Origin of the sequence: Nocardia puris (assembly GCF_003315035.1) — a bacterium.
Taxonomy (GTDB): domain Bacteria; phylum Actinomycetota; class Actinomycetes; order Mycobacteriales; family Mycobacteriaceae; genus Nocardia; species Nocardia puris.
Map to the genome: position 1 here is coordinate 80,352 of NZ_QNRE01000005.1, position 26,350 is coordinate 106,701.

Genomic DNA, 26,350 nt, shown 5'->3' on the forward strand with positions numbered 1-26,350 from the left:
GAATGCTCAACACCTATCGGATCAACGGCGTCGAGATCGGTTTCGACGACCAGGGATACGCGCCCGACAAGCCGGCGATCGTGCTGCTGCCCGGTTGGGGACACGACCACCGGGCGTTCGACCGCCTGCTGCCGTACCTGCGGCCGCACCACCGGGTGGTGCGCGTGTGCTGGCGCGGACACGGCATCGATCGCACGCTGGTCGACGATTTCGGTGTGGCCGAACAGGTTTCGGACACCATCGGCCTGCTCGACGCGCTCGAGGTGGACCGCTTCATCCCGCTCTCGCACGCCCACGGCGGATGGGTGGCCATGGACATGGCCGACGAGCTGGGCGCGGCGCGGGTGCCCGCGCTGCTGCTGATGGACCTCATCATGACCCCGCCGCCGCCCGAGTTCGCGGGCGGCCTGCAAGCGTTGCAGGGCAAGGACACCTGGCGCGGCGCGCAGCGCGCGTTGCTGGACAGCTGGCTGGCGGGCAGTGTGGACGAAGCCGTGCTGAACCACGTGCTCTACGAGGCGGGCGGTCACGGTTTCGACATGTGGTCGCGCTCGGGCCGCGTGATCGAGAAGGCCTACGCCACTTGGGGTTCGCCCATGGGGCGGCTGGACCGGCTCGCCGAACCGCGCCCGGTGCGCCACGTGTTCTCGCATCCGAAGTCCTCCGACTACGACGCCGTCCACGACGAATTCCAGCGCGCCCACCCGTGGTTCACCTACACCCGCCTCCCCGGACACACCCACTTCCCCGGTATCGAACTCCCCGGTGAAGTCGCGGACGAATTGTTCGATCTTGTGCGCACGGCCTGACCTCACGCGCAGGCCACACCGTCGCGAGCCAGCCCCGATCGCCAGCCGGATCGCCCCGCCGCGAGACTCGGGCGGTGCGGTGCCGGTCGCCCGCCACCCGGGTGACATCATTTCCGGCGTGACCGGATACGACTACGAGCATCTCGACACGTCCACCCTGCCGCCGCGTCAGCAGCGGATCCTCGCGGTGATCCGCGACTGGGCCGTCGAGTGCGGGTATCCGCCGAACACCAGGCAGCTCGCGGACGCGATCGGGGTGCGGTCCACCTCGACGGTGTCCAAGCACCTGCGCGAACTGGAGGAGCGGGGGTTCCTGCGGCGCGGTGCGGGGATGGCGCGGCCCATCGACGTGCGGCTGTTCCTGCGCGGAACTCAGCAGCCGGAAAGCTCCGACAGCGCGGTCACCGTGCCCGTCGTCGGCGACATCGCGGCGGGCACCCCCATCCTCGCCGAGGAGCACGCCGACGAAACCCTCACCGTGCCACGCGAACTCGTGGGCCGTGGCACGGTGTTCGCGCTGCGCGTGCGCGGCGACTCGATGATCGACGCCGCCATCTGCGACGGCGACGTCGTGGTGGTCCGCCAACAGCACGAGGCCCACTCCGGCGACATCGTCGCCGCGCTGCTCGGCGACGAAGCCACCGTAAAGGTCTACCGCCGCAAGGGCGGTCACATCTACCTCGAACCCCGCAACCCCGCCTACGAGGTGCTCGACGGCGACGAAGCCGTCATCCTCGGCAAGGTCGTCTCGGTTATGCGCCGCGTGTGAGCGCCTACGCCAGCGGGTCCTTGCCGCCGAGGAACATCTCGAAGGAGCGGTAGGACTCGAGGGCGGCGAAGTGGCGGGAGTAGAGGTCGGTGGTCGGGGCGTCGGCGATTTCCTCGGTCGCCTCGTTCACGTCGACCAGGGCGTGGAGGCGGACGTAGCGGCCGTCGGCGGGCTCGTATGTCTCGCGGTCGATGTGCTCGCGCGCGCGGCGGACCGCCTCTTCGCGATCCGCCGCGCGTACGAGCACGAAGTCTTCGCGATAGAACACGCCCGCGCCGTCTCCCTTGCCCAGTGCGTAGACGATCAGGGCGACATACGAGGTCACGCGTTTTCGAGGCGGCGCAGTTGTTCGGGGATATCGAAGGAGGCGGGCGGCCAGTCCAGGTTCAACCGCTCCAGGGCTTCGATCAGCAGTTCGGTGATCGTCAAGCGGGAGAACCACTTCCGGTCGGCGGGGACCACGTACCAGGGCGCGTGGGCGGTGGAGGTGCGCGAGAGCATGGCCTGGTACGCCTCCTGGTAGGCGGGCCAGTACGCGCGCTCGTCGATGTCGGCGGGGTTGAACTTCCAGTATTTGTCGGGGCGCTCCAAGCGTTCGCGCAGCCGCGCCTTCTGCTCGTCCAAGGAGACGAACATGGCGACCTTCACCAGTGTGACGCCTTCGTCCACGAGTTCGCGCTCGAAGTGGTTGATCTCGTCGTAGCGCGGCTCCCACTCCGAGCGCGGGACCAGATCGTGCACCCGCACCACCAGCACGTCCTCGTAGTGTGAGCGGTCGAACACGCCGAGCTGACCGCCGCGCGGCAGCGCTTTGCGGATGCGCCACAGGAAGTGGTGGCGCTTCTCCTCCGGCGTCGGCACCCCGAAGGCGGCGTGGTCGACGCCCTGCGGGTCGACCGAGCCGATCACGTGCCGCACGATGCCGCCCTTGCCCGCGGTGTCCATGCCCTGCAACACCAGCAGCACGCTGCGCTTGTCGCCGGAGCGGCCGTTGGCGTACAGCTTCTCCTGTAGATCGGAGAGCACCCCGCAGCGCTCGACCAGCAATCCCTGGGCATACTTCTTGTCACCGGTGAACCCGGGCGTCGCGGAGGGATTCAGATCCGCGATCCGCAAACCATCGGCTTTCAGGGCCTCCATGGCCGGAACGGTCCAGTGCTTCGACATCTCCCACACTTACCACGGCGGACCGTCGGGGACGAGTGGTCTCGGGCGTGGCGCGCCCTCTCAGCGGATCTGCGCCAGCCGCAATAGCTGCGCGGCGAATTCGTGGTCGGACACCGGGGTGAGGATCAAATCGTGGGAAGTGGTGAGCAGGTAGCGGCCGTCGCCGCTGAAGTCGAGCCAGGTGCGGTGGCGGGTGGGCGGCGACATCGGGTTGTCCGGCTCCACCGTGACGGTGATGAATCCGCGGCAGTCGACCGGCTTGCGCAGCGTCTGCCGGAAGCGCGCGGCTCCGGCTGGCGAGGGGGCCTCCACACCGTCGGTGGTGAGCACCGCCTCCTGCGGTTCGCGCATCGGGCCGAGCCGCCCGGCCCGCGCCGGCCCGATGATCTCGACCAGGCGCTGGCCGAGGCTGCGCGCGTGCATCATCCGCACGGTGACCTTGTCGGGCGTCGCGACCAGCACGGCCGCATGCTTGTGCACCACGGCCGCGAAGGCGAGGATGCGGTCGGCGGCGGGACCGCCCGGCCCGCCGCGCTCACCGGACACGGTGAGGGTGGTGGCGTCGGAGCGCGCGCAGAGCATGAGCGCGGCCGCCAGGTCCGGATCGGCCTGCCGGGCGAAGCGCTGCGGCAATCGCAGTGCGGCGTACTCGGTTTCGGTGCGCACGGTGGCGGCGGGCGCCATGTTGATCGGATACGGCCTGCGGTCCAGTCCCGTTTCGCTCTCCCAGACGTGGCTGAACTCGTCCGGGGTGAGAACCCATCTCACCGTGCTCCGCTCCCGCCGCTCGCCGGGCCGTCCACGGTGGGGAACCGGGGCACGTTGTCGCCGGTGGCCGGCATGGTCGGGGAGTACAGGTAGGTCATGGCGTCGGCGGCGTCGGCTTGTTCGGCGGCCGCGGCCAGATCGTGGTCGAGCCTGCGGCGGCCGCCGAAGACGGCCTCGGCGGCGGGGTCGTCCAGCGGGACATAGTGCCCAGGCGGTGGGATCGCGGCCCGAACTGTCTGCGCCGCATCGCGATTGAGCTCCATCAGCCGCTGCACCGCGCGGCACACGTCCTGGGCCTGCGCGCCGACGCCGAGGAACGTCCGGGTGGCCCGCTCGGCGGCGAATGCGGATTCGCCGGACCAGCGCGCGAATTCGCGCGCGGTGGTGTCGGCGAACGTCTGGAAGGCCTCGCCGACGGCGTCCGCCCCGGCCTGCCACGCGGCGGCCGTCGCGCCGAGCGCCCCCGGGTCCAGCCGCTCGTGGACGTTCTCCCAGATCTCGGCGTGGGTGTACGCGCCGAAGCGTTCCCGGTCGGGCGCGTAGGCGGAATCGATGCCGGCGCTCGATGTTTCGGCGGCGGAGGCGAGGGCGCGCCGACGGGCGGTCAGCGCGTCGGCGGCGGCGCGGGCGGCGGCGTCCACGGTCACCACCTCCCGGCGTGGCGACGCCGGAGTGCGCGGCGGGTACCCGGCTCGGCGGTGTGGCGCGGCGTGCTCATCGCGCCCCTCGTCCGGCGGGAGTTTTCGCACCGCGTCGGTGTGATGGGCGCGGCGCGGAAAAGCTTGTGCGCGGAGCGGATACCCGGCTCGTCGACACGGCGCGCGGTGCTCATCGCGCCTCCAAATGCTCGGTGACCAGACTCAGCGCGGCGCGATTCGCCGCGTCGGCCTCGGCCAGCCGCCGCCCCGCCGCCAGATAGGCAGCCTTGAACAGCAACGCCGTCTCCTGGAAAGCGGCGACGGTGTCGAGGAATTCCCGTCCCTTGGCGCCGAATCCGGCCGCCAGCGCGTGCCCGGTCGGCAGGTCGGGGAAGCCGGTGACCTCGGTGAGCGCGTGCGCGCCCGCCACCGCCCGGTGCAGATCCTCGACCAACCGGTCGCACGCCGCGGCCAGGTGCTCGGCCACGTCGCCGTCCAGTTCGAAACGCGCGCCGCCGGTTTCGCCGATCGCGGCCGCGTACAGTTCCCGTGCCAGCCCCTGTCCCGTGTCCGGGATCGCCATGCGGTTCGCCCCCTTCCGCTCGGTCCACACCCACCGCCGTACTGGTCGGCACTCTACCCGCGGGTAACGGCGGTCGGGACCGGCTCGAAGGGCCGACCCGGCTGTGATGTGGCACACCATCGGCGCGCGGCGAACCGCGGCGCCCGACGGTGTGCGGGGCGAGATCTGGTGGGGCACAGGGGGATCGCGAAGTCCGGCTCGGGCGTGACGCCCCGGCTCGTCAGGCGCGCTGCACGTCGATGGTCATGCCCGCGGCGCGCAACCGGTCGGTGAGCGCGTCACCCATCGCGGCGGCGGGCGTGAGCACACCGGCCAGCTCCGGCTGCTTGTCGGTGTCGAACGCCAGGCACAGCCCGGCCTCGCCCAGCAGCACGGCGGTGGCCTGGTAGCCGGGGTCGCCCTTGCCCGCGAACGTCGCCACGTACTTCGCGCCGGAGGTGGTGTGCGCGAAGGTCTTCATGCGGAACCAGCCACTGCGCCGGGACTCTTCGCTCGGGCCGGTGCCCGGCTTCGGCAGCACCTTGTCCAGCAGCTTGCGGCCCAGCGACACTCGCGAGAGCACCGCGCCGGTGGCCAGCCCGGCCACGAGACCGCCCGCGAGACCGGCCGCCACGAGCGGCGCGACGGGCGAGGAGCCCGCGCTCATCACCTCGCGGTAGCGGAAGTTCTTCCCGTACACCCAGCCCAGCAGTCCGTTGCTGCGCCGCACGATCTTGGTGTTGTGCGCCGCCATCACGAAGGTGCTCACCCAGCCGTCCAGACTGGGGTCGATGCTGCTCGCGCGCTGCAACGCCTGATCGGACTGGCGGCCCACGTCGGGGTCCATCGCCTTGTCCGGGCTCAGCGAATACGGGTGAGCCAGCACCGAGGCCTTGCTGGAATCGGCGGCGATCGCCTCCATCATTGCGCGGCCGGAGTCGATGGTGCCGCCGCTGACGCCGCCCTTGAGCGAGGCGATCAGGGTGGTGTCGGTGAGTTCGCCGGTGTTGTCCTCGACGGTGCGGCGGTAGAGCTGGTAGACGCTCAGATCCGACGGAATCGAGTCGTAGCCGCAGGAATTCACGATCTTCGCACCCGTAGCGACGGCTTGGTCCTGGTAGCCGTCGATGGCGTCGCGCACGAACAGCGGCTCGCCGGTGAGGTCGGCGTAGTGGGTGCCCGCCTTCGCGCACGCCGCGACCAGCGGCAGGCCGTAGCGCAGGTAGGGGCCGACGGTGGTGACCACGACCTTGGTGCGCGCCGCGAGCGCGTCCAGCGCGCCCTGATCGGTGGAGTCGGCCACCAGCAGCTCCCACTGCGCGGCGGCCGGGCCCAGCTCGTCGCGGACGGTGCTCAGCTTGTCCAGCGAGCGGCCGGCCAGCGCGATGCGCGCCCCGGCGGGCGCCGCGTCGAGCAGGTACTTCGCGGTGAGCTTGCCGACGAAGCCCGTCGCACCGAAGAGGGCGAGGTCGAACTCGCGGTCGTCTGCCATGTGTGTGTCAACTCCCGATCGGATGTGGGTACTCAGGCTTCGCGGCGCGAACGCCCGGCCTGGCGGATTCTCTTGGCGGGCGTGCGCTTCTTCGGTTCCGCTGTCGCGGTCTTCGCCCCGGCTTTGCGCTTGCGCCCCGCCGGCCGCACGACGGGCCGCTCGTCGAGCCACTGCCGGTGCGCCACACCGAGTTCGGTGGCGGGCGGTTCGTCGTAGAGCCATTCGCGGGCGATGCGATGCCAGTTCGCGGTGACGTTGAGCTGGCCGAGCATGCCGAAGGTGAGGAAGTCGGCGCGCCGGGAGAACAGGTGCTCCGGCGGCAGGTTCTGCTGCTTCATACCGGCGAACTCGCTGGCCCTCGGGTCGACGGCGAGCAGGAACGCGCCGCTGGCCAGCTCGGGGGTGATGGTGAGTTCCTCGTCCACCAGGCACCATTCCGAAGCGGCGAGCACGTATTCCAGACACTCCTCGGCGCCGATCTCGTCGGGGGAGTCGATCACCCCGCGCTGGATCATCAACTCGCGCAGGTCTTCCGCGCGGTCCTCGGCGGCCGCGCGCAGGCAGATCGCCTCGAAGCGCACGTGCTCGGGGTCCATCCGGTTGAACAGGCCGAAGTCCAGGAAACCGACCCGGCCGTCCTCGGTGAGCAGCACGTTGCCCGGGTGCGGATCGCCGCAGAACTCGTTGAACGTGAACAGCGAACCGACGTAGAAGCGATAGATGATCTCGCCGATGCGGTTGCGCTCGGCGTCGGGGAACTCGCGCAGCTCGTCGAATCCCTTGCCGGGCAGGTACTCGCTGACCAGCACGCGCGTGGTGCTGAGCTCGGGCAGCGAGCGCGGCACCCGGATGAACGGGTGGCCGTCGTAGAGTTCGGCGATCTCGAGCTGGGTGGCGGCCTCGGCCTCGTAGTCGAGTTCGCCTTCCATGTTCAGGCGCAGCTCGTCCAGCACCGCGGGGGTGACCCACGGCATCGCCGAGGTGAGCACCTTGCGGAACATGTTGAGGTTCTTCAGGTCCGCGCGCACGGCGGCGTCGATGCCGGGGTACTGCACCTTCACCGCGACCACCCGGCCGTCGTGCAGCCGGGCCCGGTAGACCTGGCCGATCGAGGCGGCCGCCACGGGCTCGGACTCGAACTCGGCGAACATCGAATCCAGCGGCGCGCCGTAGTCCTCCTCGACCACGCGGCGCATCGCCTCGAACGAGACGGTGGGCGCGGCGTTGCGCAGCACGGCCAGCCGCTGCTGGAAACGCTCGCGATGCGGTTCGGGCACCAGATCCAGATCCAGCACCGACATCATCTGGCCCAGCTTCATGGCGACGCCCTTCATGGTGCCCAGCACCATGACCACCTGTTCGGTGGTGCGGATCATCGACTCCTCGGCCATTTTGGCCCGCACCGCCTCGGATCTGCCCCGCATGGACAGTCTGGTGCGCTGGGTCCGCAGTACCGAGCTGGCCGCCACGGCACCGAGCTTGGTGCCGCGAGCCAGCCGGGATGTCGGCACTTGCTTCGCCATCGAGGTACCTCCATTGGTGCCGACGGACTCGCGATGGCACACCCCACGTGCGCACCGCCCGCGTTCAGACTAGCCAACCCCTCGGCGTTGTCGAGTCGGCCGTCACAGACAGCTGTTCGATCAGGAGTCGGCGTCGGTGACGGGCGCGGGGATGACGTGCTTCTGCTTGTTGAACAGCTCGCGGGACCCGCCCGCGCGCGCCATGCCCTCGATGGCGCTCCAGGCCATCATGGTGAGGTAGTCGATGACTGCTTCGCGCGACATGGTCTTGTCGGTGGTCCACCAGTGCGTGGCGAGCTGGATGCCGCCGACCAGGACGTAGGACCACAGCATCGCGCCGGTGGTGTCCAGGCCGAGCGAGCCCGCCTTGTCCACGATGACGGTGCCGACCACTTCGGCGAACAGCTTCTCGAACTCCGCCAGCGAGGAGGAGTCCGACCCGCCGCTCATGATGAAGCGGTAGACCTCGGGGTCCTCGTCGACGGTGCTGACGTAGGCGGCCAGCGCGGAGCGCACGAGCTGGAACTCGTCGGCGTCGAGGCTGATCGCCTCGTACACGCGCGGCATCAGCGTGATCTCGATGAACCGCTGCATGGTGGCGTGCACGAGATCGCTCTTGTCGGAGAAGTAGCGGTACAGCACGGTCTTGGAGACGCCGATCTCGGCGGCGATCTCGTCCATGCCCGCGTTGCTGCCCCGGCTGCGCACGGCGGCGAGGGTGCCGTCGACGAGTTCCTCGCGACGGTCGATCTTGTGCTGACGCCAGCGGCGTTTGCGGCCGTCCATCCGGCCGCCGCGCACCGCAGCCGGTCGCTCGGCGCGCTCACCGATGTCGACAAGGTCTTCGGCGGACAGCGTGGGCTCCCTCGTTCGTGGTGGTCCGTGGCCAGGCACGGGTGGTGGGACCAAGCTTATGTGCCGCGGAAGTGCTATAGGCCCTTTTGGCGGCCGGATGCGGTACGAACCACACAGTTTCCGTCCCGGATGCGGTACGCGCCACACAAATGGGCCGCGCGGGAGCGGGCCGAGCGCGCCGGGCACAGCAGAATGGAGGGCATGCAGAAAGCTCTCGGCACCCCCGCGGTCCTGACGGCGCCCGCTCCGGCGGCACCGAACGGGTTCTTCGTGGACGAGGCCGCCAAGCGCCGCGACCTGTTCAAGATGAAGGCCTTCGCCACGGGACTGCTGGCCTTCGCCACGGCCGTCTATCTGTTCTGCCGCTGGCTGGAGTCGCGCGGCGGGGGCGGTGACTGGGTCGGGTACGTGCGGGCCGCTTCCGAGGCGGGCATGGTCGGCGCGCTCGCCGACTGGTTCGCGGTGACGGCGCTGTTCCGGCATCCGCTCGGGCTGCCGATCCCGCACACCGCGATCATCCGCAGGAAGAAGGACCAGCTCGGGGCCAGCCTGGGCAGTTTCGTGGGCACCAACTTCCTGGCGCCGGAGGTGGTGTCGGAGAAGGTGCGCTCGGCGCAGGTGTCGCTGCGGATCGGGCGGTGGATGGCCGATCCGGGGCACGCGGCGCGGGTGGCCGAGGAGAGTTCGACGATCCTGCGCGCGGTGGTGGGCGTGCTGCGCGACGAGGACGTCGAGCAGATCATCGACAACACCATCGTCAAGCGGATCGCCGAGCCGTTGTGGGGCCCGCCGATCGGCCGGGTGCTGGCCGAACTGCTCGCCGACAACCGCCAGCTGCCGCTGCTGGACATGCTCGCCGAACGCGCGCACCAGTGGGCATTGGGCAGCCAGGAGACGATCGACCGGATCGTTTTGCGCGACGCGCCGCAATGGGCGCCGAAATTTGTAAACATTCTGCTTTCAGAAAAGATCTACCGGGAGCTGGTCGAGTTCACCTGGAAGGTGCGTTCGAACCCCGAGCACGAGGTGCGGCTGGCGGCCAATCGATTCCTGGAGGAATTCGCCGAGGATCTCCAGCACGACGACGCCATGATCAAGAAGGCCGAGCGCATCAAGGCCCAGATCATGGGCCGCGAGGAGATCACCGGGATGGCCGAGGCCACCTGGCGCGCGGCCAAACGTCTCATCCTGGAATCGGCCGACGATCCGAACAGCACCCTGCGCCGCAAGGTGGGGGAGAATGTGCAGCAGCTCGGCGAACGTCTGCGCGACGATCCCGAGATGCGCGACAAGGTGGACGGCTGGCTCGACCGGGGTGTGCGCTACCTCGTCTCGAATTACGCGGCCGAGATCACCACACTGGTCACCGACACGGTTGCCAAGTGGGATGCCGAAGAAGCGAGCAAGAAGATCGAATTGCAGGTGGGGCGCGATCTGCAATTCATCCGGATCAACGGAACGGTCGTGGGATCACTGGCCGGACTGGTGATCTACACGATTTCGCAGTTGCTGTTCCAGCACTGATCCGGTGCGCGCCGGGGGTTTGCCGAAGGCGTGCTAACAGGGGTGCTTGCAATAGTTAGCACCCTCCCCTAGAATCGGACACGTACAACCGCCAGAAGGTGAGTGATGGCAGACCGTCCCGAGGTTTCCACCGAGTACACCGGCGCTGCGGCCGACTTGTCGGACGACGCCGGAGAACGCGGGGGCCGCGTCGCGAACGCGGCGCACGACATCGGAGGGTTCATCAGGGCACAGCGAGAAGCCGCGCAAGTCTCGCTGCGTCAACTCGCCGCGCTGGCGGGGGTCAGCAATCCGTATCTCAGTCAGATCGAGCGCGGATTGCGCAACCCCTCCGCCGAAGTGCTCGCGCAGATCGCCAAGGCGCTGCGCGTGTCCTCGGAGGTGCTGTACGTACGGGCTGGCTATCTCGAGCAGCGGCCGCACAGTCCGGTCCGGGATGCCCTGCTTGCCGACACGACCATCAGTGAACGGCAGAAGCAGGTCCTGCTGGACATCTATGAATCGTTTCGCCGGGAAAACGGAGGGAACGAGCCAGGGGGGGAATGGGACAGCGACGTTCCGCGCACGACAACCGACACTCCGCCACGCCAGGAGAACGAAACACCATGACCGAGAAGAACGCCACCGTGACCAAGCCCCTGTTCGCCGCCGTCGGCGCGGGCGATGCCGTGTACACCGCCGCCCTGGACGTCGTCACCCAGGTGCGCGAGCGCGCGGCCGCCACCGATGTGACCGGCCGGGTCGAGGAGGCGCGCGAGCGCTTCGCCAACGTGCCCGCCGACGTGCAGGCCCAGTTCGATTCGCTGCGCGAGCGCCTCACCGGCCTGCCGTCCGAGCTGCCCGAGGACCTCGCCGAGCTGCGCGAGAAGTTCACCTCCGAGGAACTGCGCAAGCTGGCCGAGGAGTACTACACCAAGGTTCTCGACCTGTACGCCGACCTGGCCGAGCGCGGCGAGGACACCGTCGAGCGGCTGCGCGCCAACCACCTGGTCGAGGACCAGATCGAGCGCGTGGAGACCCTGTACAAGGACGCGGCCACCCGCGCCGAGGAGGTCCTGGACCGCGTGAACGGCCTGATCGGCCGTCCGGGCAAGACCGAGGACGCGCCGGCCGAGCCGGTCGTCGACGCCGAGGTCGTCGCCGTCACCACCGAGACCGCGCCCGCCGCCAACGGCGCGCCGAAGAAGGCGCCCGCCAAGAAGGCGCCCGCGGCCAAGAAGGCCCCCGCGAAGAAGGCCGCCCCCAAGAAGGCCTGACCTCGCCGGTCTTTCACGTATCGACGCCCCCTTGCGCACTGCCGCACGGGGGCGTCGCTCGTATCATGGTGGGGTGAATACCGTGAACGGGTTGACCGGGCTGATCATGCTGGTGCTGTGGCTCGCCGCGCTGGGCGCGGCGATCTTCGCCCTGATCCACGCCATCCGCCAGCGGCCCGACGCGTTCACCGCGGTGGACAAGCAGACCAAGCCGATCTGGCTGGCCATACTCGGTGTGGCGCTACTGCTGTTGCTGCTGTCGCCGGGCCGTCTCGGATTGCTCGCGTTCGTCGCGATCATCGGAACGGGCGTCTACCTGGCCGATGTGCGGCCGAAGGTGGACGAGGTCCAGCGCGGTCCGCGCTGGTAGCGGTAGTTCTCGCGCCCGCGCCGCCCCTCGCGGGCGGTCGCTGATGCGGCGTGTTCGCTCGGCCCGATGCTCAGGCATCGGGCCGTTTTTTTGTGCCGTCCGACTGGCGCCGCGCGTTACTTCGGGTTACTGTATCGAGCAGTAACACAAAGGAGTGTCGATGCGCGCACTGTCGCCGATCGCGTTGACCGAGCTGCCGGGAAAGGCTCGGGACCTGCTGAACGCCCACCGCGCCGCCCTGCGGGCGCGGACCTTTGGGAACCCCGCCCTCAACCCGCCGACCGCACCTCGCACGGTCATCCCCGTCACCGCCACCGACGGCGCGAAGCTGCGCGTCCACGCCTACGGCCCGGACGACGCGCCCGCCGTGGTTCTGGTGCACGGCTGGACCTGCGCCATCGAGTACTGGAACGCCCAGATCAACGAGTTCGCCGGTGCGTACCGCGTCATCGCCTACGACCAGCGCGGTCACGGCGAGAGCGAGCGCGGCACCGCAGCGCTGACCTGGGACCAGCTCGCCGACGACCTCTCCGCCGTCCTCGACGCCGCCCTGCGGCCCGGTGAGCGCGCCGTGCTGGTCGGCCACAGCCTCGGCGGCATGACCATGCAGGCGTGGGCCGGCCGTCACCCGGAGCAGGTCACCGAGCGGGCTCTCGCCGCGCTGCTGGTCAACACCGCCGCCGACCGGTTGGTCGCCGAGACCACCGTGGTGCCGCTGCTGAACCGCACCTGGTTCGGTGAATTCGTGGCGCTGCCGTTCTGGTTCGGCCGCCTCGGCCTGGGCACGCCCATCGTGTTCCCGCCGCTGGCGCCGGTGCGCTGGGCCTTCGCCCGTCAGATCATGAGCCTGGCCGCCGACCGCGAACTCGTCGACTACAGCATGGCCGTGGTGCGGTCGTGTCCGGCCGCCGTGCGGGCCCGCTTCGGGTTCCTGCTCGCCGATATGGATCTGGGCGAGTCGGTGCGAAACCTGGTGGTGCCCACCACGATTCTGGCCGGGTCCAAGGACGATATGACCCCGCCGGTGCACTCCGAGCGCCTCGCCGCGCTGCTCGCCGAGACCGGCAACCTGGTGCGCTACCAGGTGTTCGACACCGGCCACCTGGGCAACGTCGAGGCCTACGAGCGCTTCAACGAAGAGCTGGCCCGTGTGCTGGCGGCGGCCACCGAATCCGTCGAGGTGGTCGAAGCCGTCGGCTGACACGCGCCGAACGGACGCGGGGCGGATCTCGGGCCGCCCCGCGTTTCGCGCGTCCGGGGGAGGGTGCGCTGCTGGTGGACGATGCCGTGGCGGCTGCTCGCACTGCGCCGATGCGAACCGGCCGGTGCGCGACCTGGGCCGAACCGGCGGGTGCCGACGGTCGCCGGGGCGTTCGCCGGTCCGACTACCTCAGCTGAAGACGACGGTGCGGCGTCCGTGCACCAGGACCCGGCCCTCCAGATGCCAGCGCAGGCCCCTGGCCAGCACCACCCGCTCGATATCGCGGCCCTGGCGCACCATGTCGCGCACCTCGTCGGCGTGATCGATGCGGATCACGTCCTGCTCGATGATCGGGCCCGCGTCGAGTTCCGCCGTCACGTAGTGGCAGGTCGCGCCGATGAGTTTCACACCGCGCGCGAACGCCTGGTGGTAGGGGCGCGCGCCCACGAACGAGGGCAGGAAGCTGTGGTGGATATTGATCGCCCGGCCCGCCCAGTGCTCGCACAGTTCCGGCGGCAGCACCTGCATGAAGCGGGCCAGCACCACCGCGTGCGGGTCGTGCGCGTCGACCAGGGCGCGGACCTCCTCGAACGCCGGGCCGCGCTCGGCCGGGTCCTTCGGGAACGGCACGTGGTGGAACTTCACGCCGTGCGCCTCGGTCATCGCGGCCAGGTCGGGGTGGTTGCCGATGACGGCTTCGATGGTGGCGGGCAGCTCGCCCGCCGCGGCGCGCCCGAGCAGGTCGTGCAGGCAGTGCCCGTCCTTGCTCACCAGCAGCACCGCGCGGCGGCGCTCGCCGGAATCGAGCAGCTGCCATTCGGTCTCCGGCCCGAGTTCGCGCGCCACCTCGGTGAACCGCTCGCGCAGTTCGGCCAGGCCGAACGGCACGGTCGAGGCCTTGATCGCCTGGCGGGTGAAGAACCAGCCGGTGTCGTTGTCCGAGTGGTAACCGGCCTCCACGATGGAGCCGCCGAAGTCGGCGATGAACGACGTGATGCGGGCGATGATGCCCGGCCGGTCGAGGCAGCCGAGACCGAGCACGAAACGGCGGTCGTCCGGTGCGGACGGTGCGGAACTCATGGGCCCATCCTCGCAGGCAGCCGCGCGCGGACCCGGCGCGGCCCCGCGCGGATGCGGTGAGTTCGCCGCGCCCCTCGGATGCCGCCATCGCCCCGCCTCCCGCACATCCCGGCCGACCGTCCGCGCGCACCAACCCATTACCCTGTCTCGAATGGCACGTCGACTGGATTACTCCGCTCGCTACCCGTTGCACACCTCCAAGGAGGTGTACGAGGCGCTGACGACGCGTGCGTACTGGGAGGCGCGCATCGAGGAGATGCGGAAGTACACGCCGGAGAACGAAGTGGTCAGCCACGAGGTCACCGACTCCGGGATCGACGTGGTGCTGCACCACACCCTGCCGCGCGAGATGCTGCCGGAGATCGCGCAGACCGTGATGCGCAAGGACATGATCATCACCCGCAAGGAGAGCTGGGGTCCGTTCGACGGGCAGCAGGCCGAGGGCAAGTTCTCGGCGTCCATCCCGGCGGGGCCGGGCAGCCTGGGCGGCACCATCAAACTGTTCCCCACCGAGACCGGGTCGACCGTGCGGTTCTCGTCGGAGGCGAAGGTCTTCATCCCGATGGTCGGCCCGCGCCTGGAACAGCTGATGCTGGTGAACCTGGTCGACCTGTTCCGCGCCGAGGCCGAGGAAACGGTGCGGTGGCTGGAAGAGCGAAACCCGACCAGCTGAGCAAACCCGTCGGCACCGTCACCCGCGGCACCACCGGGGTGAACCGGCTGCGGCGCAGCGATCGGTGGTTGGTGCACGACGCGCTGGTATCGGAGCGGTTGCGCGCGGCGCCCGATCCGCTGGTGGTGGATCTCGGGTACGGCGCGAGCCCGTGGACCACGTTCGAACTGGCGTCCCGGCTGCGCGCGGTGCGCGCCGACGTGCGGGTGGTGGGTCTCGAGATCGACCCGGCGCGCGTGGTTCCCGGCCGCGACGGTGTGACGTTCGCGCGCGGCGGTTTCGAACTGGCCGGGCTGCGCCCGGTGCTCGTGCGCGCCTTCAACGTGCTGCGCCAGTATCCGGAATCCGCTGTGCCCGACGCGTGGTCGACGATCCTGTCGAACTTGGCGCCGGACGGCCTGCTCGTCGACGGCACCTGCGACGAACTGGGCCGCCGCTGCGCGTGGGTGCTCCTGGACCGCACCGGCCCGCTGTCGCTGACGCTGGCGTGGGATCCGTTCACCGTCGAGCGCCCCTCCGACATCGCCGAACGCCTCCCGAAGGCGCTCATCCACCGCAACGTCCCCGGCGAACCCGTCCACGCCCTGCTCGCGGCCGCCGACCGCGCCTGGTCCCACACCGCCCCGCTGGCACCCTTCGGCCCGCGCGTCCGCTGGCGCGCCACCGTCGAAGCCCTGCACGCCCAAGGGATCCCGCTGCGTCGCTACCGCCGCCGCATGCGCGACAACGTCCTCTCCGTCCCCTGGCCCCAGGTCGCCCCGAACCCCTGACCCCGCCGTTGCCCTAAGCTGCCTCTGCTATGGCTCTCAACGCGACAATGCACAACTTCTCGGTACAACTGGCCGACGTGGATCGGGGGGTGTACGAGGAGTTGGAGTTGCGGGTGGCCAGGCATCCGTCGGAGACCGCGGAGTTCATGGTGACGCGGCTGCTCGCGTACTGCCTCGAATACGAGGAGGGAATCGCCTTCAGCGACGGTGGGGTGTCGTCCACCGACGAGCCCGCCGTGCTGGTGCGGGACCGGACCGGCCGGCTGACGGCGTGGATCGAAGTGGGCGCGCCCGACGCCGACCGCGTGCACCGGGGCAGCAAGCTGGCGGGACGGGTCGCGATCTACACGCACCGCGACCCCGCGAAAGTGCTGGCGCTCTACGCGGGCAAGCGCATCCACCGCGCCGAGGACATCCCGCTCCACAGCTTCGACCGCGCGTTCATCGATGCGGCGGTGGCCGCGGTGGACCGGCGCAACACCGTCACGTTGTCGGTCACCGAGCGTCAGCTGTTCCTGGAGATCAACGGCGCGTCCCTGTCGGGATCGGTCACCGAACACCGGATCGATCAGTGATCCGTGCCATACCCCGGGGCGCGGGCGCGGCCGCTACGTCGTCGCGGGTGTCGAGGTAAGTAGGTCCCGCCACCGGTGCGTACTTCCGCCGGCCCGGCCCGCGCGCCCACCATCGGTGCGAAGGTCGCGTCGTGGAAGGGAAACGCAGATGAGTTCGGTGACGGTGATGGGTCTGGGCCCGATGGGCCAGGCGATGACACGCACGTTGCGCCGGGCGGGCACGCGGGTGCGCGCCTGGAACCGCAGCGTGGAGAAGGCTTACGCCATGCGGGAATTCGGTGCGATCCCCGCCGAGAGCCGGGCCGAAGCGGTGGATGCGAGCGCGGTGATCGTCGTGAGCCTCACCCACTACGCCGCGATGTACGACGTGCTCGAGCCGGTCGCCGACCGGTTGGCAGGCAAGACGATCGTCAACCTGTCCTCCGACTCCCCGGAGGTCACCCGCGCGGCGGGCGCCTGGATCAGGGAGCGAGGCGGCAGGTTTCTCGCGGGCGGCGTGATGGCCGATCCGGCGGGCGTGGGCGGCGCGGAGGCCACCGTCTTCTACAGCGGTTCCCGCGCCGCCTTCGACGCATGCGTGGATCTGCTCCGCCCGCTCGGCCGCCCCGAATACCTCGGTGCGAACGAGGGCACCGCGCAGCTCTACTACCAGGCCGTCCTGTCCATGTTCCTGCCCGGACTGCTCGCCTTCGAACAGGCGCTGGCGATGATCGCGGGCTCGGGTGAGTCGATCGAGCGTTTCGCGCCGCACGCCCGGCGCGCCATGGCGGGGATGCCGGACTCCTACCTCGCGCTGGCCGCCATGGCCGCCGAGGGCGGGTGGCGCGACACCGCCCACCTGCGCATGATGGCTGCGGGCGCCCACCACGCCCTCGACACCGCCACCGCCGCCGGTGTGGACGCCACCCTCGCCGCCGCCGTCGCCTCCTACTGGGACCGCGCCCTCGCCGCCGGTGACCGGGCGGGCGAACCGGTCTCGACCTACCAGATCCTGCGCGGCGAGCACCCGAACGCGGCCCGAGCCGCGAACGGCTCTTCGGCGTCCGCGTCGTAGGTGTCCCCACCGAACAGTCCAGCACCGCTACGGCTTCGGCGAATCCCCGGCAGGGCTGCGTGATCCGGATGCGCGGACCGCGAATAGAAGCCGAGCCGGAGGAGGAGAGGGCAGGACTGCGCGTACCGGCGCGCGACACACCGAGCCTCGGCGGGCGATCTCACCCGCGACGGGTCAGGCGGCGCGGGGGTAGGTGAGGGGGAGGGCCGGGAGGTGGAGGGTGCGGTCGAGGCGGAGGGTGAGGGCGCCCGCGGCGGCGAGGGCGACGGTGGTGAGGTCCTCGGCCATGGTGAGGTCGTCGTCGGCGAGGGCGAACAGGGAGATGTCGAGGGTGCGCGGCGCGTCGGGCACGGTGGGCGCGGGGGTGAAATCGGTGGCGGTGGCGGGGCATCCGGACAGCAGCATGATCGCGGTGGCGAAGCGGATCAGCGGGTCCTCGGGGAGGGGCCGTCCGCTCGCGGCGGCGGTGAGCGCGCCCGCGAGATCGGGGTGACCGGGCGGCGTCGGCTGCCGCAGGACACGGCTCCACCGCCGCAGCGGCGGGAACACGGCCAGATCGGTGCGCCCGGACCAGCGGCGCAGCCCGGAGTCGAACAGCGTCGTCACCGCGCACCGCCAGGACCGCGGCCGCTCGACCACGCCCAGCAATCGCACGTGGTGGCACGGCATTTCGGCGGACACCGCCACCGGGTCGAGGGTCAGGCTCATGGCGGCCTCCGTGGCTCAGGAACCGGTGCGACGGTCGGGCGGCCGGTGCGGGGCGGTGTGGTCGGCGCGCGACACGTGACTGGTGCGCCACGCCTCGGAGAAGAAGAACGCCGCGCCCACCAGCAGCGCCACCGAGCAGATCAGGACCGCCACGAGCGCGACGGTGCGCGGTCCGGCGTCGTCCTGGTGGAGCTGGATGAGCAGCGCCGCCACCAGCGGGCCCATCGCGATGAGCACGGGTATGAGCAGGAGCAATCCGGTGGTTATCAGAGATGTCGGGGAGAGCCAGTGCTGCGACCACGGGGCGATGCGGCCGAGGCCGCGCATTTCCGGTTTCGAATGCTGCGTTGCCATAGGACCCGACCTCCAGACTTGCTCTTGAACCCACCTGCCGAAAAGCGATCTATCTGGAGAAATGGACGATACCGGTGTCCATGGCGGCATGAGTCGATCTACATCGAAAAGTGATCTTCACTGTCCGGTGTGTCACTTGAATTCGGCGATCCCCGACTCGGGGTGGTTGACCGTTGGATAACTACCTGATTGCCGTTTCAGTGCCCGGTCAGCGCGCGGACGCGGCCGGTGAGCAGCGCGACGGGAAATACCGAGCGCGGCTCGAACGGGAGATGCCAGAGTCCGCCGTGCGCGGCCCCGGTGGTGAACAGCGACTCCGGGTTGGCCTCGTCGGGCGGGGGAGCGTGCAGATCGGCGACCACCTTCGCGGCCAGCAGGGTGCCCGCGGTCTCGGGCTCGAACACCTCCAGGCCGAATCGAGGGGCGACCCGGTAGACCGCGGACAGTCCGCTGTTGCCCCGTGCGGCCCTGGTCCAGGTGAGCGGGGCGACCGGGTAGGAGACAGTGTGCCCGTCGTGCCGCGCGAGGGTCGCGCGCCAACGCAGGATGCGCTGGGCGAGCGCGTAGTTCGGTCCCTGCAACGAGGTGAGCGCGTCGGCGATCGACCACGTGGCCCCCTCGGAGTCGGTGCAGTGGGTGCCGTAGTTCGGCTGGTAGAGCGCGGATCCGGTGAGTATCCGCAGCACATCCTGGGCCACGCCCCGCGCACCCCGCCCGTGCAGTTTCGTGTGCGCCTGGGCGACAACGGTTTCCGGGACGGCGTAGCTGTCGGTGGGTGCGCCGAGTCCGATCAGCGCCGCGTCGGACCGGGCGCCGAGCAGATCGGTGGCGAGCGCGTCCAGCGCCGCCGCCAGCCGGACCGCCCCGGGCCCTCGGCGCGTGACGTATCCGCCGAAGACCGGCCGCGCGTCGTCGGTGAACTGCCCGCGCAACCATCGCGCGAGCGCGGGCAGACGCGTCACGAGATCCGCGCCCGGCCCGTCGGTGACGGGATGGCGCAGTGTCCCAGCGCTTTCGGCGGCCCACTCCGTGAGTTCACGCCACCGCGCCGGGGCCGGGCGTGCGATCGCGAGCACGTCGGCGCCCCAGCGCAACAATGGCCGCACCGGCGCGAGTTCGCTCGCGCCCGCGATCACGACGCGGAAACCGCTCAGCGACAACCACTCCGGATGGTCGATCACGCGTTCGACGGCGGCCGCGAATCCCGGTTCGACCAGGCCGCCCCGCCGCCACTCGGTGAGCGCGCGTAACAGCGTGTCCTCGGTCAGCGTCTCGCCGTGATACGGAACCTCCAGGCGGCCCGGACTTTTCGCCCGTCCTTCGACCGTGCCGGAGTCGAGCTCCTGGGCGTCGGTCTCGGTCAGCGACACCTCGCTCAACGGCCGCACCGAGTATCCCGACACGAACCGCAACAGATGACGCGCCGCGCGCAACCCCTCACTCGCGATACCCGCCGATGCCGCGGGCGAACTCGCGGCCAGCGCCGTCATCGCGCGGAACACCGCACGATACTGCCGCGACCAGTTCCCGCAGGTCTCCACCCACTGCGCCATGTCCGCGTCGTAGCGGCGCACCGCGTCGGCGATCACGGCGGCGCCGAGCATATCGGCCACGCGTTCGGGCTCCCCGGACGGAAACACGAGATCCCACCTACCCGCACCTACCGTCCCCATGCTCGAAACCCTGCCATGTTCAGGCGCCCCGCAACACCGCACCGCGGTGGAATTGATAGCGCAACCGGATCATTCACAGCGCCGACAGCGCCCGGCGGACCCGCGCGGCGGCTCGCGGCGGCAGACCCGCACCCGCGGAACGGATCTCGGCCCCCTCGCATCGGTGCAGGAAGACGGCGTCGGTGACCACCTCGTCCAGGGCGCTCTGCCCGATATCGGCCTCGGCGAGGTCGAGCACCGTGCGCACCGGCGTGGTGACCAGGAACGATCCCGCCGACTCCACGTCGTCGCGCACCAGCCTGCGGCGCAGCACCACAAGGCGCGGTGTGACCGGCGGGCGCCCCGCGCCCACGGACAGGTGCAGGAACCGGGGACGCAGCCTGCCGAGCCCGTGCAGTTCGGCGGCGCTCTGATGGGACACGGCCGCCGCGCCGTCGAACCAGGCCGCCCACATCGCGTACTCGTCCAGCGGGCCGTCGGGCCATTCGGTGAGCCGCAGCATCCCGACGCCCGCCCTGGTCACCGTTCCGTCGCCGAGGGCCGCGCGCACCCTGGCCTCGCAGCCGGTGCGCAGCACCTGGCGGGTGGTGAAATACCCCGCGTGCCGCCCGGCGAGCCTGCGCAGCACGCGCCACCCTTTGTCCACGGTCTCGGGTGCGCGGCCCGCCGCTTCGCCAGCCATACCGACCAGGCTACGCCCGAACTCTGTGTCACATGTCACAATCGGGACCCTCACCGAGCCCACAGAGGTCACTCAGAAACGTCCGGAAGAATCGGCCCCATGAGCACGAAGCCGTCCACCGCGCCGAAAGTCAGCAGGCGCACGCTGGTGATCGCCCTCGCGGTGGTCGCCACGCTGCTGGTCACCGTCCTGGTCGGCGGCGAGGCGTACGCCCGCCACGTCGTGTCCCGGTGCATCAGTACGCAGTTCGAACGCGAGATGGGTTCTCAGATCGACGTGAGCTTCGGCGCCAAGCCGATGCTCATCACCTGGCTCGACGGCAAGGTGTCCTCGGTCAGGGTCGACAGTCTCGACAATCAGTTCGGCCCCGCCGTCGGCATGGACGTGCACGCGACCTTCAACGACGTCGAGGTGATCGACAACGGCCGCGGCGGCGGCGTGGTCGGCAGTTCCTCGGCCGAGGTGACCTGGTCCAACGAGGGCATCAGGGACACCCTCGGCGGGCTGGTCAGCGGTGTCACGTCCTCGCAGAACAACGACATGATCACCCTGGACGTGCTCGGCGGCTTCGCGCAGTTGCAGGTGCAGCCGCAGGTGAGCGCGGGCGCGGTGGACGTGCGGACGCACTCCGCCGAACTGCTCGGCATCGGGCTGCCGACCGATCTGGTGGCCGGCATCGTCGAGCTGTTCTCCGACAGCTTGCAGAGCTATCCGCTGGGGCTGAAGGCCACCAGGATCACCGTCACCGACGACGGCATCGCCGTGCACCTGGAGGGTGGGCGCGCGGAGATGCCGCCGTCGTCGGGGTCCGAAACGAGTTGCTGAGCGGGCGTTCTCCGGTAGGGGCCGAAAGGGCGTGCGGGAGTGAGGGTTCGGCTGCCCGGATGGTCGCCGGGCCCGCGTGCGAGGGGATCGGCGTCAGGCCGGGAAACCCTCGAGCACGGCACGGGATTTCGACAGGCCCAGCCGGGTGGCGCCCGCGGCGATGAGTTCGGCGGCGGCTTCGGCGGTGCGGATGCCGCCGCTGGCCTTCACGCCGAGCCTGCCGCCGACCGTCTCGGCCATCAGCCGCACCGCGTGCGCGCTCGCGCCGCCCGCCGGATGGAAACCGGTGGAGGTCTTCACGAAATCTGCGCCCGCGCGTTCGGCGGCGCGGCAGGCGCCCACGATCGCCTCGTCGGGCAGGGCGGCCGATTCGATGATCACCTTGAGCACCGCGCGGTCGCCGATGGCCTCGCGCACGGTGACGATGTCGGACAGCACCGCGTCGTAGGCGCCCGCGAGCGCGGCGCCCACGTCGATCACCATGTCCACCTCGGCGGCGCCCTGGTCGACGGCGAGGCGGGCCTCGGCGCCCTTCACCAGCGAATGGTGTTTGCCGGAGGGGAATCCCGCGACCGTGGCCACCACCAGGCCCGGCGCGCGCACCGGCAGCATCGACGGCGACACGCAGATCGCCAGCACGCCCAGCTCGCGCGCTTCGGCGATCAGCGCCGTCACGTCGGCGTCGGTCGCCTCCGGGGCGAGCAGGGTGTGATCGATCATCCCGGCCACGTCGGCCCGGGTCAGCGCCGCGGAATCTGCCATGGACCGGAGTCTGGCACACGGGGAAGGCAATCCGATTGCGCGGGCCGCGCGGCGTACCGCACACTCGTAGGCGTCGGTGGAAGCGGGCGACCGCGACGTTGGTACCTACTCCTCGCCCGCGCGAGGAAGAGCCCCTCGCTCAGGAGGAGACACCGTGCTGATCCGTCGTGAACGGGCTGCCGACGCCGCAGCCGTCGCGCAGGTCCACCGCCGCGCCTTCGGCGAGCTGTCCGAGCGCGAGGGCAGGCCCCTCGACGGCGACCCGCCCGAGGTGGCGCTGGTCGACCGGCTCCGCCAGAGCGAGAGCTGGATTCCCACCCTCTCCTTCGTCGCCACCGAGGTCGACACCGTCATCGGCCACCTCTGCCTCACCCGCGCCTCCGTGGGTCCGTTCCCGGTGCTGGCGCTGGGCCCCATCGGCGTCCTGCCCACCCACCAGTCCACCGGGGCGGGCTCGGCCCTCATGCACGCCGCCCTCGGCGCGGCCGACGCCCTCGACGAACCATTGATCGGATTGCTCGGAAGTCTGGAGTGGTACCCGGGATTCGGCTTCGTGCCGGGCGTGCGCGTGGGCATCGTCCCCGACGTGGCGGACTGGACGTCGCACTTCCAAGTGCGCACGCTGTCCGCATTCGAAGTCGAGATCAGCGGCGAGTTCCGCTACGCGAGACCGTTTACGAGCTGTGAGAGCGGTGCCGGTGCGCGCCGCGTCGGCGGGACACCGGCACCAGCCGTTCAGTTCTGGGCGAGCCAGGTGTTGGTGAACTCCTCTTCCGACTGGAGGAGTTCGGTCAACCGTTCGGAGATGGCGGATTCGATCTTGCTGCCGAAGAGGGGGACCTTCACCTCGATGGTGCCGGTGACGGTGGCCACGGCGGAGGTGGCGTCGCCGGTGAGGGTGACGGTGCCGCTGATGGTGGCGGGGGCGCCCTCGACGCGGACGTCGAAGGTGGCGTCGTTGCCGGACCAGGTCTCCACGCGCGGGATGATCAGGTCGCCGGGGCGCACGGCGGTGATGGCCGGCGGGAGCAGTTCGGCGGCGATGGCCTGCACCATGTCGATGCGTGCCTTGTCACCGTCGACGGTGACCGACTCCAGCCGAGCGTTCGGACCGCCGACCTCGGCGATGCGGTCCTTCCAGTACTGCTCGGTGGAGATGGCCGCGCGGACCGCGGCGACGGGGTGGGGATAGCGGGCCGTGAACGCCAGCGGTGTAGCCATGGTTCGACACGCTACCGTCTGGAGCGTGCGAACTACACGTGTGGTGGCGACCGATCGGGTGCGTGACGTGCTGGCCGAGACCGGCGCGACGGTGCGCGAGGGCGTCGCCCTTGCCGAGCTGACCACGTTGCGCGTCGGCGGCCCCGCGGTGCTCGCCGACTGCGCCACCACCGACGCGCTCATCGCGACGGTGCGCGCGCTGGACGCGGCGGGCATCCCGGTCCTGCTGCTCGCGGGCGGTTCGAACCTGCTCATCGCCGACGACGGCTTCGATGGCGTGGTGGTGCGCATCGCCACCGGCGGTGTGGAGATCGGCGCGGACGGCGTGGTCGCCGAGGCCGGTGCGAACTGGGATTCGGTGGTCGAAGCGACGGTCGCCGCCGGGCTCGGCGGACTCGAATGCCTTTCCGGCATCCCGGGTTCCGCAGGCGCGACGCCGGTGCAGAACGTCGGCGCCTACGGCGTGGAGGTGGCCGATCTGCTGCGCCGGGTGCGGCTGCTGGATCGTCCCACCGGCGAGACGCGCTGGGTGGCACCGGCCGAACTCGGCTTCGGCTACCGCACGAGCGTGCTCAAGCACCGCGACGACGCCGTGGTGCTCGCCGTGGACTTCGCGCTCAACCCCGACGGGATGAGCGCACCGCTGCGCTACGGCGAGCTGGCCAGGGCCCTGGACGCCGCCGACGGCGAGTCGAAGCCCGCCGCCGCGGTGCGCGAGGCGGTGCTGCGGCTGCGCGCGGGCAAGGGCATGGTGCTCGACGCGGACGACCACGACACCTGGAGCGCGGGCTCGTTCTTCACCAACCCGGTGGTGCCGCACGAGCGCGCCGACGCCGTGCGCGCGGCCATCGCGGCGCATGTGGGTGATGTCACGATCCCGACGTATCCGGCCGAGGGCGGGGTGAAGTTCTCCGCGGGCTGGCTCATCGAGCGGGCGGGTTTCGCGAAGGGCTTCCCCGGTCCCGGCGCGGCCGCCCGGCTCTCCACGAAACACACTCTGGCGCTGACGAACCGGGGCGGGGCGAGCGCGGCCGACCTGGTGGCGCTGGCGCGTACGGTGCGCGACGGGGTGGCCGAACGGTTCGGCGTGCGGCTGGAACCGGAACCGGTGACGGTGGGCGTCACGCTGTAACCGGGCGAATCGGGCGAACCGCCGCGGGGCGGGTGAGCTGGGCGTTTGTCGGGCGTAGATTCGATCCGGTGAGCAAGCGTCCAGTGATCGCGGCCGTCTCGGCCGTGCTGTTCGTCGTGGCGCTCGTGGCCGGATGTTCCGCCGACAGCGGCGAGGGGCAGCCGGGTCGCGAGGCGGGTCCGGTCGCGCGGGTGACCATGACCCCGGGCGCCGGCGACGCCGCCGTGAGTCCGACCGCACCGGTCTCGGTGAGCGTGAGCGACGGCACGATCGACCAGATCGCGCTGTCCAACGACGCCAGCGGCAAACAAGTGGCGGGTGAACTCAGCCCCGACCGGCACACCTTCCGCGCCACCGAACCGCTCGGCTACGGCGCCGCCTACACCTGGACCGGCACGGCCGTCGGCAGCGACGGCAAGCCGGTGCCGATCGACGGCCGGTTCACCACGGTGGCCCCCGAGCGCACCGTCCCCGCCACGCTCAACATCGGCGACGGACAGGAGGTCGGCATCGCCGCGCCGATCATCCTCCAGTTCCAGGGCCCGGTGCGTGACAAGGCGGCGGTGGAGAAGGCGCTGACGGTCACTACCCAGCCCGCCACCGAGGGCGCCTGGGCCTGGTTCCCCGACGACAACGGCGGCGCCCGGTTGCACTGGCGCCCGAAGCAGTACTGGACGCCCGGCACCACGGTGCACGTCGCGGCGAATCTCTACGGCGTGGACATGGGCGAGGGCAGCTACGGCGACGCCGACCTCACCTCGGATTTCACCATCGGCCGCAGCCAGATCGTGCTGGCCGACGCGCCGAGCCACCGGATGCGGGTGGTGCGCGACGGGCAGACCGTCTTCGATTTCGCCGTCAGCTACGGCGAGGGCAACGAGGCGCGCAACGTCACCCGTTCGGGCATCCACGTGGTGACCGAGAAGTACGAGGACTTCCTGATGTCGAATCCCCCGTACTACACCAACGTTCGCGAGCGCTGGGCCGTGCGCATCTCCAATAACGGCGAATTCATCCACGCCAACCCGGAATCCCTTGCGGCGCAGGGGTCGGCGAACGTCACCAACGGGTGTATCAACCTCTCGCCCGCCGACGCGCAGGCCTACTTCGGGACCGCACTGTACGGCGATCCGGTCGAGGTGACGGGCACCTCCATCGACCTGTCGGCCGCCGACGGGGATCTCTACGACTGGACCATCGACTGGGAGACGTGGCAGTCGATGTCGGCGGTGGACGGCGCGCCGTCGCCGGTGGTGTCGGCGACGCCGCTCGCGCCGGCGCCGCCGCGGTAACCGGTACGCCCGCCGGGCGCGGCGGCGCCGAGTCTCACCGCTCGGTGGACGACCCCACGGTCGGGTCCAGATCCGCGAGCACCTCGGCGGTGCGGTCCGCGCGGGCGTCGGCGTTCTGCTTGGCCAGCAGGTCGCGGATCTCGATGAGCAGCTCGGTCTCGGTGGGCTCGGCGGCCTTGGTGGTGCCGAAGCGGTTCTTCAGCGTCTTCATCGGCAGGATCAGCACGAAGTAGAGCACCGCGGCGATCATCAGGAAGTTGATGCAGGCGGTGATGATCGGGCCGATGGCGATGAAGGTGGACGGCTTGTCACCGACCAGCTGCACGCCCAGACCCAGTTCGGCGGAGGATCCGAAAACGGCGAGCAACGGGTCGATCACGCCCTTGGTCACCGCAGTCACTACGGCCGTGAACGCCGTGCCGATCACCACCGCGACGGCGAGGTCGATCACATTGCCGCGCATCAGGAAGTCTTTGAAGCCTTTGAGCATGGGTCGAACCACTCCGATCCGGGTATAGCCGAGTTCTCGCGAAACGATCCGATGCTAGCGGGGCGCTCGCAACCGGAGCGAATTCCCAGCAAGCCTCGGGACCCGGGCGGAGGGCGCGGTGGCGC

Annotated in this window: 30 protein-coding genes and 1 pseudogene; 15 read left to right on the forward strand and 16 right to left on the reverse strand. The window is 70.4% G+C overall.

Going from position 1 to position 26,350, the window contains the following annotated elements:
* Positions 1-2 precede the first annotated feature (2 nt).
* Both DFR74_RS16150 and lexA read left to right on the forward strand, forming a co-directional pair.
* Complete coding sequence (locus DFR74_RS16150) at positions 3-809, forward strand: alpha/beta fold hydrolase (protein ID WP_067505901.1); 807 nt, start codon at positions 3-5, stop codon at positions 807-809.
* A gap of 118 nt (positions 810-927) precedes the next feature.
* Complete coding sequence (gene lexA, locus DFR74_RS16155; RefSeq protein WP_067506383.1) at positions 928-1,578, forward strand: transcriptional repressor LexA; 651 nt, start codon at positions 928-930, stop codon at positions 1,576-1,578.
* A gap of 4 nt (positions 1,579-1,582) precedes the next feature.
* Here lexA and DFR74_RS16160 read toward each other — a convergent pair whose 3' ends face one another.
* The 8 genes from DFR74_RS16160 to DFR74_RS16195 form a co-directional block, all read right to left on the reverse strand.
* A complete protein-coding gene (locus DFR74_RS16160) occupies positions 1,583-1,903 on the reverse strand; it encodes a DUF4288 domain-containing protein (RefSeq protein WP_067505904.1) in 321 nt (106 codons plus the stop codon).
* Positions 1,900-2,745, reverse strand: coding sequence for a polyphosphate kinase 2 family protein (locus tag DFR74_RS16165; RefSeq protein WP_067506385.1), 846 nt, complete (start codon positions 2,743-2,745; stop codon positions 1,900-1,902). The genes DFR74_RS16160 and DFR74_RS16165 overlap by 4 nt, the downstream gene beginning before the upstream one ends.
* A 60-nt stretch (positions 2,746-2,805) precedes the next feature.
* Positions 2,806-3,513, reverse strand: coding sequence for an ESX secretion-associated protein EspG (locus tag DFR74_RS16170; RefSeq protein ID WP_067505907.1), 708 nt, complete (start codon positions 3,511-3,513; stop codon positions 2,806-2,808).
* A complete protein-coding gene (locus DFR74_RS16175) occupies positions 3,510-4,154 on the reverse strand; it encodes a hypothetical protein (protein WP_232331676.1) in 645 nt (214 codons plus the stop codon). Before DFR74_RS16175 ends, DFR74_RS16170 begins: the two co-directional genes overlap by 4 nt.
* 187 nt (positions 4,155-4,341) lie before the next feature.
* Complete coding sequence (locus DFR74_RS16180; RefSeq protein ID WP_067505910.1) at positions 4,342-4,734, reverse strand: hypothetical protein; 393 nt, start codon at positions 4,732-4,734, stop codon at positions 4,342-4,344.
* Between the two features lie 220 nt (positions 4,735-4,954).
* Entirely contained in the window at positions 4,955-6,205 is a 1,251-nt protein-coding gene (locus DFR74_RS16185) for a saccharopine dehydrogenase family protein (RefSeq protein WP_067505913.1), read from the reverse strand.
* Between the two features lie 32 nt (positions 6,206-6,237).
* Positions 6,238-7,728, reverse strand: a complete 1,491-nt coding sequence (locus DFR74_RS16190) for an ABC1 kinase family protein (RefSeq protein ID WP_067505916.1) — start codon at positions 7,726-7,728, stop codon at positions 6,238-6,240.
* Between the two features lie 120 nt (positions 7,729-7,848).
* The gene (locus DFR74_RS16195; protein ID WP_084537424.1) at positions 7,849-8,529 is read right to left on the reverse strand and encodes a TetR/AcrR family transcriptional regulator; all 681 of its coding nucleotides are present in this window, start codon (positions 8,527-8,529) and stop codon (positions 7,849-7,851) included.
* A gap of 255 nt (positions 8,530-8,784) precedes the next feature.
* Between DFR74_RS16195 and DFR74_RS16200 the strand changes: the two genes are divergently transcribed.
* From DFR74_RS16200 to DFR74_RS16220, 5 genes are all read left to right on the forward strand, one after another.
* Positions 8,785-10,107: a DUF445 domain-containing protein gene (locus DFR74_RS16200; protein WP_195124625.1), complete on the forward strand. Its 1,323-nt coding sequence runs from the start codon at positions 8,785-8,787 to the stop codon at positions 10,105-10,107.
* A gap of 105 nt (positions 10,108-10,212) precedes the next feature.
* Positions 10,213-10,716: a helix-turn-helix domain-containing protein gene (locus tag DFR74_RS16205; RefSeq protein ID WP_067505919.1), complete on the forward strand. Its 504-nt coding sequence runs from the start codon at positions 10,213-10,215 to the stop codon at positions 10,714-10,716.
* Positions 10,713-11,363 carry a heparin-binding hemagglutinin gene (locus tag DFR74_RS16210; RefSeq protein ID WP_067505923.1) on the forward strand — a complete coding sequence of 217 codons (651 nt, stop codon included), beginning with the start codon at positions 10,713-10,715 and terminating at the stop codon, positions 11,361-11,363. The genes DFR74_RS16205 and DFR74_RS16210 overlap by 4 nt, the downstream gene beginning before the upstream one ends.
* Before the next feature lie 73 nt (positions 11,364-11,436).
* Complete coding sequence (locus DFR74_RS16215) at positions 11,437-11,733, forward strand: DUF2516 family protein (protein WP_113975142.1); 297 nt, start codon at positions 11,437-11,439, stop codon at positions 11,731-11,733.
* Positions 11,734-11,893: 160 nt separating this feature from the next.
* On the forward strand, positions 11,894-12,934 hold the full coding sequence (locus tag DFR74_RS16220; RefSeq protein ID WP_067506400.1) for an alpha/beta fold hydrolase: 1,041 nt from the start codon (positions 11,894-11,896) through the stop codon (positions 12,932-12,934).
* Between the two features lie 189 nt (positions 12,935-13,123).
* Here DFR74_RS16220 and purU read toward each other — a convergent pair whose 3' ends face one another.
* A complete protein-coding gene (gene purU, locus DFR74_RS16225) occupies positions 13,124-14,014 on the reverse strand; it encodes a formyltetrahydrofolate deformylase (protein ID WP_067505927.1) in 891 nt (296 codons plus the stop codon).
* Between the two features lie 151 nt (positions 14,015-14,165).
* On the opposite strand from purU, the gene DFR74_RS16230 reads away from it, so the two are divergent.
* The 4 genes from DFR74_RS16230 (at position 14,166) to DFR74_RS16245 (ending at position 17,086) form a co-directional block, all read left to right on the forward strand.
* On the forward strand, positions 14,166-14,687 hold the full coding sequence (locus tag DFR74_RS16230) for a DUF2505 domain-containing protein (protein ID WP_067505930.1): 522 nt from the start codon (positions 14,166-14,168) through the stop codon (positions 14,685-14,687).
* Positions 14,657-15,457: a class I SAM-dependent methyltransferase gene (locus DFR74_RS16235; RefSeq protein ID WP_195124626.1), complete on the forward strand. Its 801-nt coding sequence runs from the start codon at positions 14,657-14,659 to the stop codon at positions 15,455-15,457. Before DFR74_RS16230 ends, DFR74_RS16235 begins: the two co-directional genes overlap by 31 nt.
* 29 nt (positions 15,458-15,486) lie before the next feature.
* Positions 15,487-16,032, forward strand: a complete 546-nt coding sequence (locus DFR74_RS16240; protein ID WP_067505933.1) for a YaeQ family protein — start codon at positions 15,487-15,489, stop codon at positions 16,030-16,032.
* A 115-nt stretch (positions 16,033-16,147) separates the two neighbouring features.
* Entirely contained in the window at positions 16,148-17,086 is a 939-nt protein-coding gene (locus DFR74_RS16245; protein ID WP_324192005.1) for an NAD(P)-dependent oxidoreductase, read from the forward strand.
* A 174-nt stretch (positions 17,087-17,260) separates the two neighbouring features.
* Here the strand turns inward: DFR74_RS16245 and DFR74_RS16250 are convergent, their stop codons facing one another.
* The 4 genes from DFR74_RS16250 to DFR74_RS16265 form a co-directional block, all read right to left on the reverse strand.
* Entirely contained in the window at positions 17,261-17,794 is a 534-nt protein-coding gene (locus tag DFR74_RS16250; protein ID WP_067505940.1) for a hypothetical protein, read from the reverse strand.
* 15 nt (positions 17,795-17,809) lie between these two features.
* Positions 17,810-18,148, reverse strand: coding sequence for a hypothetical protein (locus DFR74_RS16255; protein WP_147265841.1), 339 nt, complete (start codon positions 18,146-18,148; stop codon positions 17,810-17,812).
* Between the two features lie 197 nt (positions 18,149-18,345).
* Positions 18,346-19,788 carry a hypothetical protein gene (locus DFR74_RS16260; RefSeq protein WP_084537425.1) on the reverse strand — a complete coding sequence of 481 codons (1,443 nt, stop codon included), beginning with the start codon at positions 19,786-19,788 and terminating at the stop codon, positions 18,346-18,348.
* A gap of 106 nt (positions 19,789-19,894) precedes the next feature.
* Positions 19,895-20,503 (reverse strand): hypothetical protein, encoded by a 609-nt coding sequence (locus DFR74_RS16265; RefSeq protein ID WP_067505949.1) that lies wholly within the window; start codon positions 20,501-20,503, stop codon positions 19,895-19,897.
* 99 nt (positions 20,504-20,602) lie between these two features.
* Between DFR74_RS16265 and DFR74_RS16270 the strand changes: the two genes are divergently transcribed.
* Positions 20,603-21,328 (forward strand): LmeA family phospholipid-binding protein, encoded by a 726-nt coding sequence (locus DFR74_RS16270; protein WP_067505952.1) that lies wholly within the window; start codon positions 20,603-20,605, stop codon positions 21,326-21,328.
* Between the two features lie 93 nt (positions 21,329-21,421).
* Here DFR74_RS16270 and deoC read toward each other — a convergent pair whose 3' ends face one another.
* Positions 21,422-22,090 (reverse strand): deoxyribose-phosphate aldolase, encoded by a 669-nt coding sequence (gene deoC, locus DFR74_RS16275; RefSeq protein ID WP_067505956.1) that lies wholly within the window; start codon positions 22,088-22,090, stop codon positions 21,422-21,424.
* Positions 22,091-22,244: 154 nt separating this feature from the next.
* Here deoC and DFR74_RS16280 point away from each other — a divergent pair.
* Positions 22,245-22,766, forward strand: a pseudogene (locus tag DFR74_RS16280) (GNAT family N-acetyltransferase); the annotation flags it as partial.
* Between the two features lie 59 nt (positions 22,767-22,825).
* Here the strand turns inward: DFR74_RS16280 and DFR74_RS16285 are convergent.
* Positions 22,826-23,311 carry a DUF2505 domain-containing protein gene (locus DFR74_RS16285; RefSeq protein ID WP_067505963.1) on the reverse strand — a complete coding sequence of 162 codons (486 nt, stop codon included), beginning with the start codon at positions 23,309-23,311 and terminating at the stop codon, positions 22,826-22,828.
* A 40-nt stretch (positions 23,312-23,351) separates the two neighbouring features.
* Here DFR74_RS16285 and DFR74_RS16290 point away from each other — a divergent pair, with 40 nt between their 5' ends.
* Both DFR74_RS16290 and DFR74_RS16295 read left to right on the forward strand, forming a co-directional pair.
* Positions 23,352-24,443, forward strand: a complete 1,092-nt coding sequence (locus DFR74_RS16290) for a UDP-N-acetylmuramate dehydrogenase (protein WP_232331687.1) — start codon at positions 23,352-23,354, stop codon at positions 24,441-24,443.
* 68 nt (positions 24,444-24,511) lie between these two features.
* Positions 24,512-25,735, forward strand: a complete 1,224-nt coding sequence (locus tag DFR74_RS16295) for a L,D-transpeptidase (protein WP_067505966.1) — start codon at positions 24,512-24,514, stop codon at positions 25,733-25,735.
* 34 nt (positions 25,736-25,769) lie between these two features.
* On the opposite strand, the gene mscL is transcribed toward DFR74_RS16295, so the two are convergent.
* Positions 25,770-26,225, reverse strand: a complete 456-nt coding sequence (mscL, locus tag DFR74_RS16300; RefSeq protein ID WP_067505969.1) for a large conductance mechanosensitive channel protein MscL — start codon at positions 26,223-26,225, stop codon at positions 25,770-25,772.
* Positions 26,226-26,350: the final 125 nt, after the last annotated feature.